Here is an 18970-nt window from a genome sequence, read left to right as displayed (position 1 = left end):
CCTCCCCAGCCGTTGGGAACTGGATCACGTGAGGCGAGGAGCAATGCCGGTCGTTTTCCAAGGATCGCCATCAACACCTCCCGGCGGTCGAGGACACCCCCGCGGGTGGGTGTTGGTGTGTCTCGGGAGACACATATCAGCCTGGAGAACCGGGGCTGCGGTGGCCGAACTTCTTCAGGTCGGCGGAGCGGGTGCCGGCGGGCTGGAGGTCGGCGTACGGATGCAGCCGTGCGCCGGCGGTGCCGTCGGCCAGGGTGCGCCGCGGCTGGGCGGGCGTCGGATGCGGGCGGTCGGCGCCCAGGAGGGCGAGCGCCGCCTCGGGGCCGTTGTCCCGGCGGGCCGCCGCGATCTCGTCCAGGTCCCAGGCCATGGAACCGACGACGGTACGACGGGTGCCGCGCACCTGGACCGTGCCGCGCACCAGGAGCAGGCCGCTGTGGAAGACGGTGTACGCGCAGGCCGGGTGGGAGTCCTCGAAGAAGGCGAGGTCGACCAGGCCCGAGCCGTCCTCCAGGGTGACGAAGATGATCCGCTTGCCGCTCGCGATCGGCGGGGTCTGCGTCGAGGCCCGCACCCCGGCGACCAACACCTGCCGGCCCGCGCGCAGTTCGGCCAGGTGCGCCGCGTCCGTCGCGCCGATCTCGCGCAGCAGCCGGTGGTGATGCTCCATCAGATGCCTGGAGACATCGATGCCGAGAGTCTCCAACTCGGCGCTCAGCGCCTCGCGTCCGGTCAGCTCCGGCAGCCCGCTCGGCTCCGCTCCCCCAACAGCACCCGTGTCCATGGGCAGTTGACCTGCCCCCGCGGTCCGGTTGCGGGACTGCCGGTGCAGCTCGGCGATCTGGAGCAGGAGATCGCGTCGAGTGAGCCGGCCGTCGTGCAGACAGGTCAACGCGCCGATCTCGGCGAGCCGTTCGGCGACGGGTCTGCTGGGACGGGCCCGCTGCCAGAAGTCCGACAGCGATCCGTACGGCTGCCCCTCCTCGATCCGCGCGCACTCCTCCTCATTGATGCCGCGCACCCCGGACAGCGCGAGCCGCACGCCCCACTCCTCCTGCCCGGTCATCTCCACGACGTGCTTCACCTTCGAACGGTTGACGTCAACAGACAGGATCTGCACCCCGCGGCGCCGGGCATCGGAGACCAGGACGCGCTTGGGCCACATCCCGGGGTCGTGTTCGAGCAACCCCGCCAGCAGGAACGCCGGATAGTGCGCCTTCAACCAGGCGCTCTGCAGGGCCGGTACGGCGAACGCGACCGCGTGGGCGCGGCAGAAGCCGTACGCCCCGAAGGCCTCGACGGTCTCCCAGACCTCGTCCCGGACGGCCGCGCTGTAGCCACGCGCGCGTGCCTTCCGGTGGAACCAGTCCTTGATCCGGGGCAGTTGGTCCTTGTCGCCGAGGGCCCGCCGGGTGATCTCCGCGAAGGCCCGGTCGCAGCCGGTCAGTACCCGGAGGGTCTCGATGATCTGCTCGTGCCAGATGGTCACGCCGTAGGTGTCGGCGAGCACCGGTTCGAGGTCTTCGTGCGCGTACGACGGGGTGCCGCCGTGGCGGGCGGCGATGTACCGCTCGGGCATGCCGCCGGCGACCGGGCCCGGGCGGAAGAGGCTGATGTCGGCGATGACGTCCTGCACGTCACGGGGTTGGAGCCGGGACAGCAGATCCTGCTGACCCGGCGACTCCAGCTGGAACAGGCCCAGCGTCTGGCTCTCCTGGATGAGCTTGAAGGCGAAGACGTCGTCGAGCGGCACCTGTCCGGGGTCGTCGAGGTCGATGCGGTTGCCGGTGGTGCGTTCGATCTCGGTGACGGCGTGGGCCATCGCGGACTGCATACGGACGCCCAGGACGTCGAGTTTGATGTTGCCCAGTGCCTCGATCTCCTCCTTCGCGGCCATGGCCATGGGGTAGTCGCCCTGCGGGGTGGGCTGCACGGGCAGCCGGTCCAGGAGGGTCGCGTCGCTGATGACCACACCGCAGGGGTGCATGGCCATGCCGTGGACCAGGGAGTCGAGTCCTTCGGCGAGTTCCCACAACGGCCCGTACCGGCCCATCTCGCCTGCCAGCTGCCGTAGTTCGGGCAGTTCGGCGAGCGCGCTCGTGATGTCGGAGGCGCGCAGGTGCGGGAAGCTCTTGGCGATCCGGTCGACGTCGGCCGGGGCGATCCCCAGCGCGAGGCCGGTGTCGCGCAGCGCCCTGCGGGCCCGGTAGGTCTCGGGCATCGCGGTGACCGCGACGCGCTCCTTCCCGAAGCGTTCGAAGATCGTGTCGTAGCACTCCAGGCGGCGGGCGGATTCCACGTCGATGTCGATGTCGGGCAGTGACTCCCGGCGCGTACTCAGGAAGCGTTCGAACAGCAGGCTGTGGTCGAGCGGGTTGGCGGTGGCGATGTCCAGCGCGTGGCAGACCAGCGAGCCGGCGCCGGAGCCGCGGGCGGCGACCCGGATGCCCTTGGCCCGGATGTCGGCGACGACCTGGCCGACGGCGAGGAAGTACGCGTCGTAGTTCCAGTGGGAGATGACGGCGAGTTCCTCCTCCAGCCGGTCGAGGGCCGCCCGGTCGCGGTCGAGGCCGCGTCGGACCAGGCCCTCCTCGGACCTCAGGCGCAGCAGTCCGGCCGCGCCGCCCGTCTCCGGTCCGGCGCCGAAGAGAGAGGGTTCCGGGAAGTGCGGTGTGCCGAGGCCGAGGTCGGCGGCCGGGTCGACGGCGCACCCGGCCGCCGTGGCCACGGTGTCCGCCATCAGACGGCGCGCCCGGCGGGTGTCCGCTCCGGCGCACTCGGCGGTCATCCGCGCCACGACCGTCATCTCCTTCTCGCCCTTGAGCCAGCGCTGCCCGCTGTCGAGGCGGCGCCGGTCGATCGGGCGCAGCAGCCGGGCCGCGTCCAGGACGTCGGCGAGGCGGTGCTGGTCGGGGTCGGCGTAGCGGACGGCGTTGGAGAGCACGGCGGTGGTGCGAGTGCGGTCGGCCAGAGCCAGGGTGCGGGCGGCCAGGCGGAGGGAGCCCGGACCTGTGCCGAAACGTTTCTGCGCAACGGCCTCCAGCCGGACCCCCCGCCCGAAGACCTCCCGCCAGGGCGCCAGCAGCTTCATCGCGACGTCCTCCCGGCCCACCGACAGCGCCCGCACCGGCTCCGAGAGCGGCCCGAGCAGGACGGTCAGCCCGGGGCCGCCGTACTCGCGCAGCGCCTCCCACGGCACCACCGGCGCCGTACCGGACAGGGCACCCTCGTGGGCCGCCGACGTGATGCGGCACAGCCGCGCCCATCCCTCCCGGTCCTGGGCGAGCAGCACGAACCGCAGCGGCGGCTCGATCACATGCGCGCCACCGCGTGCGGGGGTGCGCGGGCGCTGTGCGGGCGGCGGGGGCGCCAGCGCCTCCACCGCCAGGTCGATGCCGAAGACCGGCCGGACCCCCTCCTTGGCGCATGCCTGCGCGAAGCGGACGGCACCGGTGACCGTGTCCCGGTCGGTGAGCGCGAGCGACGTCACGCCCCGTTCGGCCGACCGCTTCGCGAGCTGCTCGGGGTGGGAGGCGCCGTAGCGGGCGGAGTAACCGGACGCGACGTGCAGATGGGCGAAGCCCGCCATGCCGCACCTCCATCGCTCCACCCCTTTTCAGCCATCCGTCCGATATGTTCATCGTACGCCCGTTCGATTACCCTAACCCCATCAGCCCCGGTCAGCGACCACATTCGGACGCGTAAACGATTCCTTGGGGAGGTGTGCGGTGTCCGAAACAGACACCACTCCGTCAGCTCCCCGCCCGGGCCGGGCAGTTGGGAAAAAATCATCCCCGAACACCAGTACGACATCCGTTCGGCCCCTTCCCGCCTGCGCGAACACCCGGCCATCGAGACCGTGGGGACATGACAGAGCCCCCCGGTGCCGGTACGTCCCGTACGTCCTTCCCCGGTGAGGTGAAGGACGCGGTCAGCCTGCGGGCCACCCTCCTCGTCATCGGTGTGGTCGCCCTTCAGCTGCTTTTCATCGCCTCCTATGTGGGCGCGCTCCACAACCCGAAGCCCAGGGATGTGGCTTTCGGGGTTGTCGCTCCCGGGGTCACGGCCGAGCAGACGGTGGCCCGGCTGAAGCAGCTGCCCGGCTCGCCGCTGGACCCGCGCGCGGTGCCGGACGCGGCGAGCGCGCGGAAGCAGATCCTGAACCGGGACATCGACGGCGCTCTCGTCATCGACTCGCGCGGCATCAAGGACACGCTCCTGGTCGCGACCGGCGGCGGCACGGTCCTCGCCACCACTCTGGAGACGATCACCGTCACCCTGGAGAAGGCCGAGCAGCGCACGGTCAGGGTGGTGGACGTGGCCCCGGCCTCCGCCCAGGACTTCGACGGGCTGTCGTCCTTCTACCTGGTCGTGGGCTGGTGCGTCGGCGGCTATCTGTGCGCCTCGATCCTGGCGATCAGCACCGGCGCCCGGCCCGCCAACCCGCGCCGCGCGGTGATCCGGCTGATCGTGATGGCGCTGGTCGCGATCGTCGGCGGGCTCGGCGGCGCGGTGATCGTCGGGCCCATCCTGGGCGCGCTGCCCGGCAGCGTGCCGGCGTTCTGGGGGCTCGGCGCGCTGATCACCTTCGCCGTCGGGGCGGCGACCCTCGCCCTGCAGGGGGTCTTCGGGGTCGTGGGCATCGGTCTGGCGATCCTGCTGGTGGTGATCGCGGGCAACCCGAGCGCGGGCGGTGCCTTCCCGCTGCCGCTGCTGCCGCCGTTCTGGAACGCGATCGGGCCCGCGCTGCCGCCGGGCGCCGGGACCTGGGTGGCGCGCTCGATCGCCTACTTCGAGGGCAACGCCGTGACCGGCCCGCTGCTGGTGCTGTCCGCGTGGGCGCTCGCCGGGATCCTGGTCACCCTGCTGGCGGCGACACTGCGCCGCTCCCCCGATCGCCCGGCGTTGTCAGACCCGTCTGCAACCCTGGACGAATGATCAGCACCCTCGCCGTCGAGAACTACCGCTCCCTGCGCCGCCTGATCGTCCCGCTGACCGGACTGAACGTGATCACGGGGGCGAACGGCACGGGCAAGTCGAGCCTGTACCGCGCGCTGCGCCTGCTCGCCGAGTCCGCGCGCGGCGGCGCCGTCGCCGCGCTGGCGCAGGAGGGCGGGCTGCCGTCGGTCCTGTGGGCGGGCCCGGAGAAGATCGGCCGCGCGGTGCGCGAGGGCAGACATCCCGTGCAGGGCACGGTCCGCTCGGGCCCGGTCAGTCTGCAACTGGGCTTCGCGGGCGACGAGTTCGGGTACGCGGTCGACTTCGGGCATCCGAGCCCCGCCCCCGGTGCGGGCAGCGGCCCCTCCATGTTCAACCTCGACCCGGAGATCAAGCGCGAGTGCATCTGGAGCGGCCCCGTACTGCGCCCGGCCTCGGTCCTGTCCGACCGCGCGGGAGCCGCCGTCAAACTCCGCGGCGCGGGCGGCGGCTGGTCCCGGGCACACGGCACCCTGCGCCCGTACGACAGCATGCTCGGCGAGCTGGCCGACCCCCAGCACGCACCCGATGTGCTGGCGGTGCGGGAGTTCATCAGGTCCTGGCGGTTCTACGACCATGTCCGCACCGACGCGCACGCGCCGGCCCGGGCCGACCGGATCGGCACCCGGACGCCCGTGCTCAGCGGTGACGGCTCCGATCTGGCCGCCGCCCTGCAGACGATCCGCGAGGTCGGTGACGGCGAGGCGCTGGACGCGGCCGTGGACGCGGCCTTCCCCGGCAGCCAGGTCCACATCGCCGATCTCGGCGGACGCTTCCGGCTCGCCCTGCGCCAGCACGGGCTGCTGCGCCCGCTCACCGCCGCCGAACTGTCGGACGGCACCCTGCGCTATCTCCTGTGGGCGGCGGCGCTGTTGACACCCCGGCCCCCATCGCTACTCGTGCTGAACGAGCCGGAGACGAGTCTCCACCCGGACCTGATCCCGCCGCTCGCCGATCTGATCCTCACCGCCGGCAAGGACACCCAGATCGTCGTGGTCACTCACGCCAGACCGCTCGCGGACGCGCTGCAGAAGGGCGCGATACGTCACCGTCTCGACGTCAACTCCATAGAGCTGGTGAAGGAGTTCGGGCAGACGACGGTGGCGGGTCGCGAGGGCCCGCTCGACGAACCGCTGTGGTACTGGCCCAAGCGCTGAGCCGACCGTACGGACCCGGAAGTCCCGTCCCCTCGCGCGCGGGGACGGGACTTCACGGCCTCGTACGACAGATCAGCCGATCTGCGCGCCGAACGTCGACAGCGCCTCGGTGACCGGCTGGAAGAAGGTCTCGCCGCCCGAGGTGCAGTCACCGCTGCCGCCCGAGGTGAGGCCGATCGCCGCGTCGCCGTCGAAGAGGGAGCCGCCGCTGTCGCCGGGCTCGGCGCAGACGTCGGTCTGGATGAGGCCGTTGACGATGTCGCCGTTGCCGTAGTTCACGGTGGCGTCCAGGCCGGTGACCGTGCCGGTGTGCACCTGGGTCGTCGAGCCGCTGCGGGTCACCTTCTCGCCGACGGTGGCGTCGGCGGCATGGGTGATGGCCTGCGAGGAGCCGTTGTAGAGGTCGACCGCGCTCGGGTGGGCGACGTCCGAGGTGTACTTGACCAGGCCGAAGTCGTTGTCCGGGAAGCTGGACTGCTCGTTCTGGCCGATCACGTTGCCACTGGAGTCGGACCAGGTGGAGATGGCCTCGGTGCAGTGCCCGGCGGTGATGAAGTAAGGCGCGCCGCCCTTGACCACGTTGAAGCCGAGCGAACAGCGCCCGCCTGAGCCGGAGATGGCGTCGCCACCAGCGATGAAGGGCTTGAACTCCCCCTTGGTGCGCTGGAGTTCGGCCTTGCTGCCGAGTCCGTCGACGACCTTGCTGAGCTTGGCCCACTCGGTGTCGGAGACCGTGCGGTCGGCGGTCACGACAACCTTGTTGGTGGTGGGGTCGGTCGCCCATGAGGTGCCGGGGATGGTGGCGTCCTGCTTGAGGGTCGTACGGGCGCTCGTCAGCTCGGCGAGGGAGTGCTCGACGATTCTCGCCTTGGCGCCGGCCGCCTCGACGGTGTCGGCGGCGGCCCGGTCGAGCACGTTGACCACGAGGCTCTTGGTCTTCGCGTCGTAGAACGTGCCGGCCGCGTCGGCGCCGAGGTCCTTGCCGAGCGTCGAGGCGAGCTTTCCGGCCGCCGGGGCCGAGAGGGTGCGGAGTGCGGCCGGCTTCGATGTCTCGCTGGCGTTCGCACTCTGCAAGGTGACTCCCGCGACGACCAGTGCGGCTATGCCCGCGCCCGCCACGGCCGCCCGTCGCCTGGGTATGCGTCGGTGCTTCAACTCGTGTCCTCCTGTGGGGGGTCGGCCCGGCGGGTCATGAGCGCCCGACAGGCCGAAAGGTAGGTTGACGAGCGCCTACTCTTCCGAATCGCACAGGGAGCGCACAAGGTCGACTTCAGGTCGTGCGGGTAACGGGACCGCACGCCCCCTCAATTTGAATGTCCACGGTCATCCCAGGCCGTTCGCACCGCAAACACCGCGTGCGAGCAACGGCCATCAACCGGTGAGGACTAGTCCTGTCCGGAAATCGACCCCCCAGGATCCGGATCCGAGTGGGGCTCGGCGGGCGGGAGTTGCTCCTGCACCGGTTGCGGCGCCACAGGGGCAACGGGTGTCACGGGCGCTGCGGGCGCTGCGGGCGCTGCGGGCGCGGCCGGAGCGGCTCGCTCCAGGAACCGCAGCAGCTCCACCGGGAAGGGCAGCACCAGCGTCGAGTTCTTCTCCGCCGCGACCGCCACCACCGTTTGCAGCAGGCGGAGTTGGAGTGCGGCGGGCTGTTCGGACATCACCCCGGCGGCCTCGGCGAGTTTCTTCGAGGCCTGCAACTCGGCGTCCGCGTTGATGATCCGGGCCCGGCGTTCGCGGTCGGCCTCGGCCTGGCGGGCCATCGAGCGTTTCATCGTCTCGGGCAGGGAGACGTCCTTGATCTCCACTCGGTCGATCTGCACACCCCACCCGACGGACGGGCTGTCGATCATCAACTCCAGCCCCTGGTTGAGCTTTTCGCGGTTGGAGAGGAGGTCGTCGAGGTCGCTCTTGCCGATGATCGAGCGCAGGGACGTCTGGGCCATCTGCGAGACGGCGAACCGGTAGTCCTCGACCTGTACCAACGCGTCGGCCGCATCGACGACTTTGAAGTAGACGACCGCGTCCACGCGCACGGTGACGTTGTCACGCGTGATGCCCTCCTGCGCGGGCACGGGCATCGTCACGATCTGCATGTTGACCTTGCGGAGCTTGTCCACGAACGGGACGACCATCGTGAAGCCGGCCCCGCGCACTTCGGGCCTGAGCCTGCCGAGCCGGAACACCACGCCCCGCTCGTACTGTTTGACGACCCTCGCCGCCGCCATCGCGTACACCGCTCCGACGGACGCGAGTGTCACTCCCGCCGTCACCAGCTCCTCGACCATCACGGCCCCCAGGGTCCGACGTGGCGCATCAGGTGCTTTCTCCGATACCACGACGGTAACTCCGCGCTCCGCACAAGAGCGAGCCCCCGCACGCCAGTTGCGTACGGGGGCTCACCCGCTGCCGGCTGCAGTCCGGAGCGGAAGAGATCAGGCGGACGTCAGCCGACACTCACGCCGTAGTAGCTCAGCGCCTCGGTGACCGGCTGGAAGAAGGTCGTGCCGCCGGAGGTGCAGTCGCCGCTGCCGCCCGAGGTCAGACCGTAGGCCACGGTGCCGCCGTACAGCGGACCGCCACTGTCGCCGCCTTCGGCGCAGACGGTGGTCTGGATCATCTGGTAAACGATGTCGCCGCTGCCGTAGTTGACGGTGGCGTTCAGGGCGGTGACCCGGCCGCTGTGCGTGCCGGTGGTGGAGCCACGCCGGTAGACGGTGGTGCCCACGGCCGGGGTGGCCGCGCTGGAGATGGTCTGCGTGCCGACCGCGCTCGGGTGGGCGATCGCCGTGTTGGTGTACCTGACCAGCGCGAAGTCGTTGGTCGGGAAGCTGTAGCCGACGTTCGTGCCCAGCACCGTGGTGTGCCCGGAGTTGGAGTACCAGGTGGAGGCGACCTCACCGCAGTGGCCGGCGGTCAGGAAGTAGTACGTGCTCCCGCTGTGCACGTTGAAGCCGAGCGAGCAGCGGTAGGCACCGCCGTAGATGGCGTCGCCACCGGTGATCAGCCTCTTGAACTGGCCGGCCGTGTGCTTGATGGTGAGCGCGCCCGCGGTACTGCCCGCCTGCGACTTGATCTTCGCGATCTCGGCCTGGGAGACCGTGCTGTCGACGGTGACGACGACACGGTTCGTCTTGCTGTCGACCGCCCAGGCGGTGCCGGGGACATCGGCCTTGAGCACGGACGAGTTGGCCGCGGAGAGCTGGGTCGCGCTGAACGTCTGGGCTTCGCTCGCGTTCGCGGTGGGGACGGCGAACGCTGCAGCGGCGACGAATCCGGTGGCCACGGCGATCAGCCCGGTCCGTCTCGCGATTCCGCTGCGGGGGGTGGTGCGCTTGATCCTCACGTTTCGTTCCCTCCTAGGGGAATTCGGGGGCCCGCGTGGGGTCGGGGCCCGTGAGGCGCAGTCGGGGGCGGGCGTCCGGTTTTCGAACACGCCGTGCCCCTGACAAGCGCTGTGGGGGAGTATTCGACCGCGTGACCGACGGGCGCAAGGGCGCCTTTCGGCCGTGCAGCCTTCAACTTGCCCACGATCTACGCGAGTTGATCACCCCGCCGCCGACAGCCACATCCCCGCCCACCAGGGCCGATGCCCCGTCTATCGAAGGGTGCGCTCCCCCGCCTCGATCGCGACGCCGAGCGTATTCCCCGGCGGCGGGAAAGGGCGGATGAAATGGTCGGTGAACGCGCACGGCGGGAGCACCGCGCGGTTGAGGTCGACCGTCGTGCGCCCCTCGGCATCGGGCGCGTCCGGATACAGGAAGCGGAACCGGTAACTGCTGTCCCCGCTCGTGGAGTCGGCGAACACCGCCCACAACCTGCCGTCGTCCTGCACCGCCACCTGGAGCGTCACTCCGCCCCGTCGAGCCGGAAGGCGAGTTCACCCGAGAGCCCGAGCCCGCGCCGGACACCGTCCGCCGCGTCGACGCGCCAGGTGTCGTACGGCGTGAAGCGCCCCGGCGCCGAGAAGCGCGGATCGTAGGGCGTGGTCTCGATGCCCCGGAACGCGCGGCGCGCGGCCGAGTCGGGGTCGTAGTCGCGCACGCCCCAGTTGCCCTCGCGGATCAGGACGACCAGCCGGCGCCCGCCGAGGCCGACCCGGGCCGCGCCCACCGGGCCGATGTCGGCGCCGAGGCGGACCGGGCCGGTGAAGGGTTCCCCGTCGAGGGTCAGTCCTGTCCGTTCGTCCGCCGGCGCGGTGAGGACGACCGCGTCACCGTCGAGGAGCCACACCCCGGGAACGCCCGGAAGGCGCCCGTCCGGATGGTCCTCCAGCCAGTGCGTACCGGTCAGTGCGAGCGGGCCGTAGGGCGCGGACACCGACTCGACGCGGTGCTCGTGCCACTGCTTCCACTCGACGACCGCGTCCGACGGCATCCTCGTCACCCCTTGTCTCCCGGCTCGGCGAGCCCGAGGTGTGAGCGCAGGGTGGCGTCCCGGTATTCCGTGCGGAACGCGCCGCGTTCCTGGAGCAGCGGCACCACCCGGTCCACGAACTCGTCGAGCCCGCCCGGCGTGAGATGCGGTACGAGGATGAAGCCGTCGGCTGCGTCCTGCCGAACGAATGTCTCCAGTTCGGCGGCGACCGCCTCCGGGGTGCCGACGAAGGACTGCCGGCCGCTCGCCTCGATCACGGTCTGCCGGATGGACAGCCCCTTCTGCCGTGACAGCGCCCGCCACTTCTCGGCCGTCGCGACGCTGTCGCCCCGCCGGGTCCACCCCTGGGTGAGCGAGGGGTCCGGCTCCGGGTCGAAGTCGGGGAACGGTCCGTCGGGGTCGTAGGAGGAGAGGTCCGTGCCCCAGATCTGCTCCACGGCGAGGATCGCGTTCTGCGGGGAGACCTGCTGTCGCCGGATCTCGGCGGCCCGCTCCTGCGCCTCGGCCGCCGTGTCGCCGAGGACGACGGTGACACCGGGCATGATCTTGAGATCGTCCGCGCTACGGCCGTACTTGGCGAGGCGTGCCTTCACGTCGGCGTAGCAGGCGCGGCCGTCCTCCAGCGTGCCGTGCCGGGTGAAGACGACGTCGGCCGCCCGCGCCGCGAACTCCCGGCCCTCCCCCGAGCCCCCGGCCTGGATGACGACGGGGTGCCCCTGGGGTGAGCGCGGCACGGTGAACTCGCCCGCGATGTCGAAGTGTTGGTCCCGGTGGGCGAAGGGACGGGAGAGTCCGTCCGGGGTCCAGGAGTCCCACAACTCCCTTGCCACATCCAGGAATTCGGCCGCTCGCGTGATGGGGGTCCCCCCGCTCGAGCGCAGCCGAGAGTGGGGGAGGTCCGCACGGTCGAGATAGCCGCCGCGCCGGAAGTTCTCGCCGGTGAAGGCGTCGGAGGAGGTCACCACGTTCCAGGCCGCCCGGCCGCCGCTGAGATGGTCCAACGTGGCGAGTCTGCGGGCGAGTTCATAGGGCTCGTTGAAGGTCGCGTTGACCATGGCGGCCAGCCCGATCCGCTCGGTGACGGCGGCGAGCGCGTTCAGGACCGTGAGGGACTCCGGACGTCCCACCACGTCCAAGTCGTGGATACGGCCCTTGTGTTCGCGCAGTCGCAGCCCCTCGGCGAGGAAGAAGAAGTCGAACAGGCCGCGTTCGGCAGAACGGGCGAGGTGCTCGAAGGACGAGAAGGCGATCTGTGACCTCGACCGCGGATCGGCCCACACGGTCGTGCTGTTGACGCCGGGGAAATGCGCCGCCAGATGGATCTGCTTGCGCGGGCGTACGGTCATGACGCTCCCCCGGTCGCGGCGTACCGGTTGGCGGGCCGGGCCAGGCCCAGGTGCTCGCGGAGCGTGCTGCCCGGGTAGAACGTACGGAACAGGCCCCGGTGTTGGAGCAGCGCCACCGTGCCGTTGACCAGCCGTTCCAGGTCGCGGCGGGGTTCGACGGGCGTGAGGTGGAAGCCGTCGACGGTACGGTCGCCGTGCCAGGCCGCGATCAGTTCGGCGAGGTCGACCGGGCCGCCCCGGTACAGCGGGCCGTGCGCGGTCTGCCGGGGACCGCCCCCGCCGTGGCCCGGCTCGGCCGCGTGCTCGCCGTCGCCGAGGTCGACGACCAGGCTCACCAGGACCCGCAGGGTGTCGGGATCGCGCCCGAACTTCTCGGCGGACGCCCGCAGTTCGGCCCGTACGGCACCGGCCTGCGCGGAACTCGCCGCGCGGACGAGGGCCACATCGGCGTACCGGGCGGCCGTCCGCCGGGCCTGGCCCTCGGTGGCGTCGACCACGCGGACCGGGTGGCCCTGCGGGGGCCTGGGCACGATCGAGGGGCCCTTGACGGAGAACTCGGTACCCTGGAAGTCGACGTAGTGCAGCTTGTCGCGGTCGACGAAGCGGCCGGTGGCGGTGTCCCGTATCTCGGCGTCGTCCTCCCAGCTGTCCCACAACTCGGCGGCCACCTCGGCGACTTCGCCCGCCTCCTGCCACAGCGCGTCGGCGGGCGCGGCATGGCGGCGGCCGAAGAGCCGGGCCTCGCCCTCGGTGGTCGACACGTCGATCCGCCAGCCGGCCCGGCCCCGGCTGACCCAGTCGAGGGTCGCGACCGCCGCCTGGACGTGGAAGGGCTCGGTGTGGGTGACGGTCACGGTGGGCACCAGGCCGATCCGGCCGGTCGCCGGGGCGACCCGGGACAGGACGGCGAGGGCGTCGGGGCCGGGGCGCGCGAAGGTGTCGTCGAGCGTCACGAAGTCGAGGCCGCCGCTCTCGGCGAGCCGCGCCAACTCGACGTAGGAGCCGGCGTCATAGGCCGACCGCTGGTCGACGGCGGCGGCCAGATGCAGGCCCCGGCCGTGCGAGGAGGTCATGGGAGGGAAGCCTTCCTGTCGTTCGGGAGCACCTCGGAGAGGGCCAAGTCCTCGATGAAGCCCGGGACTTCACCGACAAGGTCGGGGGCAGGGGGTGTCGTTTGGATCGCCTCGGATCAGGCCGCGGCGATCCAGACGACACCCCCTAGGCGGCGGCCCGACACGCGAGGTCCCGAAAGAACGCCAGTACGGCCCGCGCCGTGGCGTCGTTCTGCCGGAAGGCGGGGCCGCCGGTGCGCGGCCGGGTGAAGGCGCCGGGGGTCCGTACGTCGGTGTAGGGGCCGAGCGCGAAGCGCCGGGGGTGCGGGCGCCCGGCCGCGTCGAGGATCCGGCCGTCGGTGCGGTCCACCCGCAGCAGCCCCTCCGGGGTCTCCACGGCTCCGTCGGCGTGCAGTTCGCGCAGCAGCGGGTCGAGGGCGCGTCCGACGGTGGGCTCGGGCAGCCGCGCCTCGACGAGTGCCCGCGCCTCGACGGTGACGCCCGGCACGGTCGGACTGGACGCCCGGAACACCCCGTCCTCGGCGGTCACGGCCATGTCCGCGCCGACGAACCGCACGACGCCGGCCCGGGACAGCGCGAGCAGCTGGCGCAGCCGGGGGCCGGGCGGCCCGGAGGCGAGATAGCTGAAGAAGCCGTGCCACCAGGGCCCGATGTCACCGAGCCGGATCAACTGCCCGTAGACGGAGAGCAGTCCGAGGAAGACCGCCAAGTCCGGGCTGTGGGCGGGATCGTGACTGCGCCTCAGATCGGCCTCGACATACGCCCGCAGGCCCTCCTGGAACGCCTCCCGCGACGGATACCGCACCCCGTCCAGCGGACGGTCCAGCGCCGCGAGGTCGAGCCGGTCGGCGGGGTCGGGCACGGCGGACGCCACGAGCGCCTCGCGCTCCGCCGCCTCCCCGGCCGCGTACTTCTCCTCGAAGTCGGTCCAGGCGATCGCCGTCCGCTCGGGGTGCACACCGAACAGCCGGTGGTAGTGCGCGAACCCCAACTCCTTCTCGACCAGCGGCCATACATCCCGCCGGAAGTCGAAGCCGTCCGGCCGTGCGAGCAGCACGTCCACCTCGGCGGGCCCGAAGAACCGTGGCAGCGGCGGCCGTTCACCGGTCCACTCGTAACCGATCTTCGAGTGGTACGGCACCCCGCGCCGCGAGCCGACGTACAGCACCGGCTCCTGCCCCGAGGGGACGTAGGTGTCGCCGTCGTAACGTCCGCCACGCCCCTCGGTGAGCAGCACCATCAGGTCGACGAAGGCGAGCCCGAAGCCACGGACGATGACGCTCTCGCCGGGCGCGAGGGAGGTCAGGTCGCTGTCGGCGGTGAAGTCGGGCGGCAGGTGGACCAGGTCGTGGGCGCGGGCGTAGGCCGCCAACTCGCGCTGCTCGTCATCGAGTTCGGCGTCGAGGTGGCCGATCGCGAGGACGACGAGGTCGGCGAGGAGCGGGCGCGGGCGGCCCTCCAGCCACACCTGCTGACGTCCCTCGCGCGGGCCGCTCACCCGCAGCGCGCGCCGCGGGTGGTGGTGGACGGTGACGCCCGGCGGCAGCGCGGCCACGGCCTCCTCGTGCACCCAGCGCAGATAGGCGCCCTGGAGCTGCCGGTCGGCGAAGGTGGAGCCCTCGATGTCCGCCCATTCGTGCAGCGTGGGGCCGGGGCGCACCGGGCCGTCCATGACCACCGTCTCGTCGGTGAACATGGTGACGTCCTCGGCGTGCGAGTTCATCCACAGCAGCGGCGACTGGGCGGCGCGCCAGATGCGTCCGGCGCCCGGCGGATGGGGGTCGACGAGGTGGATGTCGAAACCATCGACGCCCACGGCACCCTCTGCGCCCGAACCGGCGTACAGCTCGGGCGCGTTGGCGGCGATGCGCTCGATGAGACCGGTCCCCCGCGGCCCGGCTCCGACGATCACGAGCGTCGGCTTCATCGGGTGCGCTCCGGCAGGTCCGGTGCGGAGATTCTGACGAGGGTGGCGGAAGGCATGCGAGGCTCCGTGACGCGTAGGTCGAACGCGGGTGGTGCCTTCACACGGGGCGCAGCGCGGCGCGGTACGGCCGAGCCCCTCAGCAGGGCCGTCCACCGAGAGTACGGCGCCGTTTCCCCCTGCTGTCAAGGTTGTCCATACTGTGAGCGCTACGTCTCAAGTCGGTTGACGCCCAACCGGATGCCTGTTCCACTTACCCCATGCATCCACAGCAGTGGCTGGTCAGGCGCTCCCACATCGACTTCGGTCGAGTGTGGTCCTCCTCCTGTTGAGCTGACCCCCTGCACGTCCTGATCCCCCGGGTTTCCCGCCTGATCGGGCGCTTCTCACGTTCTCCCCCGCTTCGCCTTCACACACCCTTCCCCTCGGGTTCTGCTCACTCCTGCTCCACGAAGCGCAGGGGGCCGGTCATCGGACCGACCCCCTTGCCGCCCCCCACTACCGCGTCAGCGCGGCCGTACGCCGTCGTGGTGTCGCCCGGACCCCGATCACCCGGTCCATCAGCGCACCGAGCACATCCCGTACGGAGTCCCGGTTCCGCGCGTCGCACTCCAGCACGGGCACGTCCGCGCTCAGCCCGAGCGCCTCCCGGACCTCCTCCACGTCGAACCGGTCGGCGCCGTCGAAGCGGTTCACGGCGAGGACGAAGGGCGCGCCCTGCGACTCGAAGTAGTCGACTGCCGGGAAGCAGTCCTCGATCCGCCGGGTGTCCACGAGGACCACCGTGCCGAGCGCGCCCTCCACCAGGTCGTCCCAGAGGAACGAGAACCGGTCCTGTCCGGGCGTCCCGAACAGATACAGCGTCATCGTCGGATCGAGCGTGATCCGTCCGAAGTCGAGAGCGACGGTCGTGGTGGTCTTCGCCTCGACGCCCACCAACGAGTCGACACCCACCGAGACTTGGGTGATCGCCGCCTCGGTGTCGAGGGGTTCGATCTCCGAAATGGCCCCGATGAACGTGGTCTTGCCGACCCCGAGGCCGCCGCTGACCACGATCTTCACGGCCAGCGGCACGATCTTGTCAGAGCGCCCGGACATGGTCCCTGATCCTTTCGAGCATCTGGAGCGGCAGCTCCGCGGGTTGCCGACAGGCGAGTTGCCCGGCGACGACGAGGTCGGAGATCAGCACCTTCGCCACTCCAAGAGGCACACCGACCCGGTGCGCCACCTCGGCGACGGTCGTCGGCCGCTCGCACACCGCGACGATGTGGCGCCGCTCGAAAGCGAGCGACGGATCCGGCACGCCGACGGCGACGACCAGCGTCTCCAGCCGCAGATCGGCCTGGAGGGGCTCGGACCGGCCGCCGGTGATGATGAACGGCCGGACGAACGTCGCGTCCTCGTCAGGTTCTACGTCCCTGGGCTGTTCACCGTTCACCGTGGCAACGCCTGCCGCAGATCGGCGATGAGCGTCGGGTTGAGCAGATCACCCGCCCGCTCCGCGAGCACCGCCATCTCGTAGCCGACGAGGCCCAGTTCACCGCTGCTGTCGGCGAGGACGCCGAGACAGCTGCCGTCCCGGATCGCCGAGACGAGCAGGAAACCCCGGCCCATCTCGATCATGATCAGCTTGACCCCGTCGAAGCTGTATCGCTTGGACGCGCTGCGGGCCAGGCTGCTCAACCCCGAGACGATCGCGGCGAGATGGTCGGCCTCGGTCCGCCCGAGCCCGTCCGACACGGCGATCAGCAGCCCGTCGGAGGAGACGGCGACCGCGTCCCGTACGCCGTCGGTGCTCTTGACGAAGTTGGCGAGCAGCCAGTTGAAGGTCTGCGAGTCGTGCTGGGTGTCGACGGTGGTCACTTGGCGGCACCCTCGTTCGTCTCGGCGTTCTGCTGCTTCTCCTTCTCGACGCTGATCCCGCCCCGCATGTGGGCGCTGCGCAGGGTGGAGAGCATCCCGGAGACCTGTTCGGGGGTCCGTTCCGGGTTGGGCGGTGCGGTGGGGGTGGTGCGGTCCGTCCGGTCGGTCTCACTCACCGCTGCCGCGATACCACTGCGCTGCGGCCGCTTGACCAGGCCGTTGCGGGTGCGTGCGGCGGACGAACCGCCCTTGGCGGCCACCGGGGCGACCGCCGGTTCGGGCTTCGGCTCCATGTCCGTCTCCGCCTTCCTCGGTGCCGGGACCGAGGGCTTCGCCTCGACCGCCTTCTCCGTCAGCAGCGCCGCGGGGATCAGCACCCGGGCGACCACACCGGCCGCCGGCGCCTCGCCGAGCCGTACCTCGATACCGCACTTGCGGGCGAGCGCGCCGACCACGAAGTGGCCCAGGAACCGGGTGGGTTCGGCCATGAAGCTGGCGGTTCCGGAGAGCCGTACGTTGGCCTCGGCGAGGGCCTGGTTGTCCATGCCGAGGCCGTGGTCGACGATCGCGATCAGATAGCCGGCGCTGGTGCGCCGTCCCTCGATCTCCACGTCGGAGTCCGGCGGCGAGAAGCTCAGCGCGTTCTCCACCAACTCGGCCAGCAGGTGGGCGATTTCGACGACGACGGAGCCGGTGACGAACGCGGGCTCGATCCGCCGCAGGGTGACCCGGCGGTACTCCTCGACCTCGGACAGCGCGGCGCGCAGCACGTCGTTGACGGCCAGCGGGGTGGACCAGGGGCGGGGGCTGGACTCTCCGGCGAGCACGAGGAGGCTTTCGGCGTTGCGGCGCATACGGGTGGCCAGGTGGTCGAGTTCGAAGAGGTTGGCGAGGGTCGCGGGGTCGGCGTCCTCGTGCTCCAGCTTGTTGATGAAGCTGATCTGACGGCGCACCAGGTTCTGGTTGCGACGGCCCAGGCTCACCAGCGAGTCGGTGGCGTTGCGCCGCAACACGGCCTGCTCGGTGGCGAGATCGAAGGCGGACCGCTGCACCCGGTCGAACGCCTCGGCCACCTCCCGGACTTCGGCCCCGGCCCGGTCGGCGACGACCAGCCGGGCGGGCGGCTGCGGCGCCGCCCCGGACGAGCCGTCCTGTACGGCGGCCACGGCCTGCGGCAGTCGGCTCCCGGCCACCTCCCTTGCCTGCTGGGCGAGTTCGACCAGCGGCGAGGAGACGGACCGGACACAGTCGAGGGCCAGCGCACCGAGCGCGGCGACCGTGCCGAGCGCGAGCAGCAGGAACAGCAGCAGGTCGCGCTGGGCCGAACTCTCCAGCTGCGCGGCCCGGTTCTCGACATCGGTACCGAGGCTGATCTGTACGTCACGCAGCCCGTTGATGGTGGAGGTCATCGAATCCCACCAGGCCATGGGCGGAATGGCGCTCGACTTCAGCTTCCCGGTGCCGTGCACCGCCTTGCTCTCGTACGACAGCGCGCGCTCGGCGTCGGGCGTGGTCAGGGCGGTGTCCAGCCGCCGTTCCTGCACGGCGGTGGCCGACCGCGGGAAGGCGTCGAGCGCGGCGAGGCGTCCGGCACGGATCTCCATGAACCGGCCGTAGTCGTCGCCGCGGAACTTCCCGGCGCGTACCGAGCCGAGCACGATAGCCCGCTCCTCGCCGGTGAACTCCTTGGCGTTGCCGAGGACTTGGAGCGCCTGGTAGGCGTCGCGCAGGGTGGCGTCGTGGACGTCTTCGAGGCCGAGGTCGAGCCGGTCGAGGACGGTGATGGTGGTGGTGAAGTAGTCGAAGGTGTCCTTCACCACGCCGGTGCCGTCGTCGGCGTCCTTGCGGATTCCGGCCAGGCCGTCGAGCCGGCCGAGGGACTCGCGCACGGAACCGGCGGCCGAGTCCTCGCGCCCCTTCAGTGCCACGTCCAGCTGCTGGCGCGCAGCATCGGTCGCCTTGCGCTGCGCGGGCAGCTTGGCGCTGAACTGCTGGACGCCGCCCACGTATCCGGTGGTGAGCCCGCGCTCCTTCTGCAGTTCGTGCACGAGTCCCTGGAGGGTGATCTCCAGGCGGGCGTTGTCGGCGGTCGCGGAGGCGTTGCGGTAGGCGGAGATCTGCTCGGTGGCCGCGATGCCGAGCAGGGCGAGCAGAACCGCGAGGGCGAGGATCAGAATCCTCAGCAGCCTGGCGCGGATGCTGGTGGTCGCTTTTGTTGTGACGTCCACTGAAGTGCCTTAAGTGGGTGGCGAG

Annotated in this window: 13 protein-coding genes and 1 pseudogene; 2 read left to right on the top strand and 12 right to left on the bottom strand. The window is 71.1% G+C overall.

What is annotated here, in order from left to right; genetic code table 11:
* Positions 1-136: 136 nt before the first annotated feature.
* On the bottom strand, positions 137-3589 hold the full coding sequence (locus OH768_RS40810) for a DNA polymerase III subunit alpha (protein WP_406461418.1): 3453 nt from the start codon (positions 3587-3589) through the stop codon (positions 137-139).
* A 278-nt stretch (positions 3590-3867) separates the two neighbouring features.
* Between OH768_RS40810 and OH768_RS40805 the strand changes: the two genes are divergently transcribed.
* On the top strand, positions 3868-4938 hold the full coding sequence (locus OH768_RS40805) for a DUF3533 domain-containing protein (protein ID WP_406461416.1): 1071 nt from the start codon (positions 3868-3870) through the stop codon (positions 4936-4938).
* Positions 4935-6134, top strand: coding sequence for an AAA family ATPase (locus OH768_RS40800; protein ID WP_406461414.1), 1200 nt, complete (start codon positions 4935-4937; stop codon positions 6132-6134). Before OH768_RS40805 ends, OH768_RS40800 begins: the two co-directional genes overlap by 4 nt.
* A 72-nt stretch (positions 6135-6206) precedes the next feature.
* On the opposite strand, the gene OH768_RS40795 is transcribed toward OH768_RS40800, so the two are convergent.
* The 11 genes and pseudogenes from OH768_RS40795 to OH768_RS40745 form a co-directional block, all read right to left on the bottom strand.
* The gene (locus tag OH768_RS40795) at positions 6207-7289 is read right to left on the bottom strand and encodes a S1 family peptidase (protein WP_406461413.1); all 1083 of its coding nucleotides are present in this window, start codon (positions 7287-7289) and stop codon (positions 6207-6209) included.
* A gap of 230 nt (positions 7290-7519) precedes the next feature.
* Positions 7520-8422, bottom strand: coding sequence for a slipin family protein (locus OH768_RS40790; RefSeq protein ID WP_406465658.1), 903 nt, complete (start codon positions 8420-8422; stop codon positions 7520-7522).
* A gap of 158 nt (positions 8423-8580) precedes the next feature.
* Entirely contained in the window at positions 8581-9480 is a 900-nt protein-coding gene (locus OH768_RS40785) for a S1 family peptidase (RefSeq protein ID WP_406461411.1), read from the bottom strand.
* Between the two features lie 252 nt (positions 9481-9732).
* Positions 9733-10511: pseudogene (locus OH768_RS40780) on the bottom strand (DUF1684 domain-containing protein).
* A 5-nt stretch (positions 10512-10516) separates the two neighbouring features.
* Positions 10517-11857 (bottom strand): NtaA/DmoA family FMN-dependent monooxygenase, encoded by a 1341-nt coding sequence (locus OH768_RS40775; protein WP_406461409.1) that lies wholly within the window; start codon positions 11855-11857, stop codon positions 10517-10519.
* Positions 11854-12930 carry an LLM class flavin-dependent oxidoreductase gene (locus tag OH768_RS40770; protein WP_406461408.1) on the bottom strand — a complete coding sequence of 359 codons (1077 nt, stop codon included), beginning with the start codon at positions 12928-12930 and terminating at the stop codon, positions 11854-11856. The genes OH768_RS40775 and OH768_RS40770 overlap by 4 nt, the downstream gene beginning before the upstream one ends.
* A 145-nt stretch (positions 12931-13075) precedes the next feature.
* Positions 13076-14857 (bottom strand): FAD/NAD(P)-binding protein, encoded by a 1782-nt coding sequence (locus OH768_RS40765; protein ID WP_406461407.1) that lies wholly within the window; start codon positions 14855-14857, stop codon positions 13076-13078.
* A gap of 495 nt (positions 14858-15352) precedes the next feature.
* Entirely contained in the window at positions 15353-15952 is a 600-nt protein-coding gene (locus OH768_RS40760) for a GTP-binding protein (protein WP_406461406.1), read from the bottom strand.
* Complete coding sequence (locus OH768_RS40755) at positions 15936-16292, bottom strand: DUF742 domain-containing protein (RefSeq protein ID WP_329246806.1); 357 nt, start codon at positions 16290-16292, stop codon at positions 15936-15938. The genes OH768_RS40760 and OH768_RS40755 overlap by 17 nt, the downstream gene beginning before the upstream one ends.
* The gene (locus OH768_RS40750; protein WP_406461404.1) at positions 16289-16717 is read right to left on the bottom strand and encodes a roadblock/LC7 domain-containing protein; all 429 of its coding nucleotides are present in this window, start codon (positions 16715-16717) and stop codon (positions 16289-16291) included. Before OH768_RS40750 ends, OH768_RS40755 begins: the two co-directional genes overlap by 4 nt.
* The gene (locus OH768_RS40745; protein ID WP_406461403.1) at positions 16714-18945 is read right to left on the bottom strand and encodes a nitrate- and nitrite sensing domain-containing protein; all 2232 of its coding nucleotides are present in this window, start codon (positions 18943-18945) and stop codon (positions 16714-16716) included. The genes OH768_RS40750 and OH768_RS40745 overlap by 4 nt, the downstream gene beginning before the upstream one ends.
* Positions 18946-18970: the final 25 nt, after the last annotated feature.

The organism is Streptomyces sp. NBC_01622, from assembly GCF_045209635.1.
GTDB lineage: Bacteria > Actinomycetota > Actinomycetes > Streptomycetales > Streptomycetaceae > Streptomyces.
Note: the sequence above shows the minus strand (reverse complement) of the source record. Positions and strands in the feature narration are given on the sequence as shown.

Bases quoted from the DNA above. Each gene is read 5' to 3' on its own strand.
- OH768_RS40770 (WP_406461408.1), bottom strand. From the start codon at position 12,930: ATGACCTCCTCGCACGGCCGGGGCCTGCATCTGGCCGCCGCCGTCGAC.
- OH768_RS40775 (WP_406461409.1), bottom strand. From the start codon at position 11,857: ATGACCGTACGCCCGCGCAAGCAGATCCATCTGGCGGCGCATTTCCCC.
- OH768_RS40810 (WP_406461418.1), bottom strand. From the start codon at position 3,589: ATGGCGGGCTTCGCCCATCTGCACGTCGCGTCCGGTTACTCCGCCCGC.
- OH768_RS40760 (WP_406461406.1), bottom strand. From the start codon at position 15,952: ATGTCCGGGCGCTCTGACAAGATCGTGCCGCTGGCCGTGAAGATCGTG.
- OH768_RS40790 (WP_406465658.1), bottom strand. From the start codon at position 8,422: ATGGTCGAGGAGCTGGTGACGGCGGGAGTGACACTCGCGTCCGTCGGA.
- OH768_RS40765 (WP_406461407.1), bottom strand. From the start codon at position 14,857: ATGAAGCCGACGCTCGTGATCGTCGGAGCCGGGCCGCGGGGGACCGGT.
- OH768_RS40800 (WP_406461414.1), top strand. From the start codon at position 4,935: ATGATCAGCACCCTCGCCGTCGAGAACTACCGCTCCCTGCGCCGCCTG.
- OH768_RS40805 (WP_406461416.1), top strand. From the start codon at position 3,868: ATGACAGAGCCCCCCGGTGCCGGTACGTCCCGTACGTCCTTCCCCGGT.